The following is a 3,459-nucleotide window of genomic DNA, read 5'->3' on the forward strand; positions in this document are numbered from 1 at the left end:
AAAAAAGGCCACTCTTTCGAGTGGCCTTTTTTATATCAATTTGATTCTTATCGTTTCAAAGAGAAGTGTGCTTTGAACAATTTCTCTACTCCGTTCTCGTCGTACTTAACTGTGAACCAGTAGTCGGTTGCCGGTAACGGTTGTCCGTTTAGGGTTCCGTCCCATCCTGCTCCGTCTGGAGTGGTTACCATCATTAGTTTTCCGTAACGGTCAAAAATCTGAATCTCCGCATCTCCGTTATTCAATGTCCCTTTAAGAGAGGTAATGTTCCAATAATCGTTATAACTGTCGCCGTTTGGTGTGAAGAAGTGCGGATAGCCAATGGTAAGAATATGCTCAATAGTCTCATCCGTACATCCGTTCTCATCGTTGATTGTTACATAATGCTCACCCGGTAATACATGAGGGAAGACATTGCTTGTCTGGAACGGACCACCGTCCAGGCTGTACAAATATGAACCTGATCCATTCACCGTTACCGTAATAGCCTGATCATCCTCAAAATAATCACTCACAATATACGACCAGCTCACTGCTCCTAAAGAAACCACTACATCGACAACTGGTGCATCTAAAGGATCAGTCTCACAACCTGTTGCATTGTTTTTCACAATAACAGTATAGCTTCCCACTCCGTGGTTAACTGTATTGTCTTCATATTGAACCAAATAAGTACTGTTGCCCGATGTTTCAACTAAGTTTCCATCATGGTACCAATAGAACGTATATGCGTTACTGCTGTTATCGATCTGAGCATCTAAAGTATACGTACTGATTACATCCCCTGTATTCGGATTCACACAAATGTAACCCGATTTCAATTGCGGTTTCGGTAATGGGTTCACCGTAATAATCACAGTAATTGAAGTACCGTTACAACCCGCCGCAGAAGGTGTAATCACATAAATAGCCTGTCCTGGCTGATTCCCTGTTGTTTCTAACTCTTGTTTAATAAGGTCTCCTGTCCCATTACTTGCTCCACTAACTCCATTTTGAGTTACCGTCCAGTTAAATGTAGTAGCTGGTATAAGTGCACTTAAACTAATATTTGTCTCACTTCCACTACAAATTGTGGTTATTCCTGTTGAAGTAAATACTTCCGGTACAGGGTTTACGTTTACCGTAACGGTGATTGGAGCTCCGTCACAGCCGTTAGCATGCGGAGTGATGATATAATTCGCCGTTCCTTGTACCGTTCCAATGGTCGTTAAGGTTTGAGCAATTGTATTTCCTGAACCTGCAGAGGTTCCGATAATTTGACTCTGAGTCACTACCCAGGTAAAAGTGGTATTAGGCACATTGCTGGTTAAAGCGATACCGGTGGCTGTTCCTGAACAAATCGTTTGAGAAGTCGGTGTAGCCGTTACTACCGGAATCGGGTTCACTTTTACAATAACCGTTTTAGAAGCTCCCGGACAACCATTAAACAATGGAGTCACATTATAAGCTACTTCTCCAGAATTAATTCCAGTAGCGGTTAATACCTGCTGAATACTTGAACCTGTTCCCGAACTTGAACCTGTAGCTCCTACCTGAACCGCATTCCAGCTATAAGTAGTTCCCGGAATGTTACTCGTGAAGGTAATATTCGTACTGCTTCCTGTACAAATCGATGCCGCCGAGTTGGTAATTGTCAGTACCGGAGTCGGGTTAACAGTAACCACCACAGTTACCGGAGCACCACTACATGATCCAATTTTTGGGGTAATGGTATAAGTAACCGTTCCTACTACAGTTCCTGCTGTAAGAACTTGAGATATGATATTTCCTGTTCCATTAGAAGCACCTGTTACACCACCAGTAGTGGCAACAGTCCAACTGAAGGTCGTATTGGGCAATCCCTGTAATTGAATTCCGGTAGACTGACCCGAACACAACGATTGTGAAGTCGGTAAAGCAGTAACTGTAGGAACCGGCACTACCGTAATTAAAGTTGATCCGGTAAGCGGCTCAACACAGTTCGGAGCAACTCCAGCAGTTACATTTACTAATTGATAAGTAGTATCTACCGTTAGAATACCTGTAGCTACATCGGTGTTTCCATCCGGTTCAATTAGTACAGCTTGTGAAGTTCCATTCACTGTATAAGAAACCGTAGCTCCAGCTGTCCCTGTAAAAGTAACAATTGTTGAAGAACCATTACAGATGGTCTGTGGAATCGAAATACTAGCCGTTGGCTGTGGCGCAATGTTAACCACCGCCGCAGCAGTACTAATCGGATAAGTACATCCAGGGCCTGCTGAAATACTCACTAATTGATAGGTTGTTTGAGCCGTAAGTGCCGCCGTGGTAAAGGAAACACTTCCAATTGCCGGTATAGCTATTGAAGCCGGTGTACCATTAACAGTATACTCAACTGTTGTATTACCATTTCCGGTGATTGTGATTTGCGAGGTTGAGCCTGCGCAAATTGGATTCGTTCCTGTAACCGAAATAGTGGCACTTGGCGAAGACAATACCGTAATAACCACCTGAATTGGGGTTCCTGTACATCCGTTGGCTTTTGGAGTAATCGTATAAGTTGCCGTTCCGTTAGCTGTTCCAGTGGTTGTTAGTGCTTGAGCAATAGAAACCCCACTTCCGTTGGAAGCGCCACTCACTCCACTTTGAACCACTGTCCAATCAAATGTAGTTCCTGTAACTGCACCAGATAATCCAATACCTGTTGTTAATCCGGAACAAATCGTTTGCGCATTTGGAGTTGCAACTACATCCGGAATAGAATTAACCGTTACAATTACATCAAATGGAGCACCATTACAGCCGTTGGCTTTCGGGGTTATCGTATAAGTTACTGTTCCGGTTGCCGAACCAGTTGTTGTTAAAGTCTGAGCAATGGTTGCCCCGCTTCCATTAGAAGCTCCGCTTACACCGCTTGAAGTAACCGTCCAATCAAAAGTGGTTCCTGCAACAGGACCGTTTAATAAAATAGATGGTGTTGTACCTGAACAAATAGTATCTGAAGGTGGTGTTGCCGAACCGGTTGGAGTTGGCTTAACGGTCACAACCACAGTAAATGGTGTACCGTTACAGCCGTTGGCTCTTGGAGTTACCGTATAGGTTACAGTTCCGTTTGTAGTACCCGTTGCGGTTAAAACCTGGTCAATAGTAGCGCCACTTCCGTTGAAAGCTCCGCTTACCCCTGTTGCAGCCACAGTCCAATCAAAAGTAGTTCCTGAAACAGGACCACTTAATACAATGTTTGGTGCGCTTGCTGAACAAATAGTATCCGATGGTGGTGTTGCCGAACCTGTCGGAATTGGATTAACCGTTACCACAACAGTAAATGGTGTACCACTACATCCGTTAGCTGTTGGAGTTACTGTATAGGTAGCCGTTCCAATTGCAGCACCGGTTGTTGTTAAGCTTTGAGCAATAGCAGTTCCGCTTCCGTTAACTGCTCCGCTTACTCCACTTTGAGCTACAGTCCAAGCAAAAGTAGTTCCCGAAACAGGACTA

1 protein-coding gene is annotated in these 3,459 nt (G+C 44.1%); it reads right to left on the reverse strand.

The features are described 5' to 3' along the window. Positions 1–47: 47 nt before the first annotated feature. Positions 48–3,459, reverse strand: a 3,412-nt coding sequence (locus tag LZZ90_RS13900) for a PKD-like domain-containing protein (protein ID WP_237791308.1), incomplete at its 5' end; no start/stop codon positions are given.

It is taken from the genome of Flavobacterium sp. SM15 (assembly GCF_022012335.1).
Lineage (GTDB): Bacteria > Bacteroidota > Bacteroidia > Flavobacteriales > Flavobacteriaceae > Flavobacterium.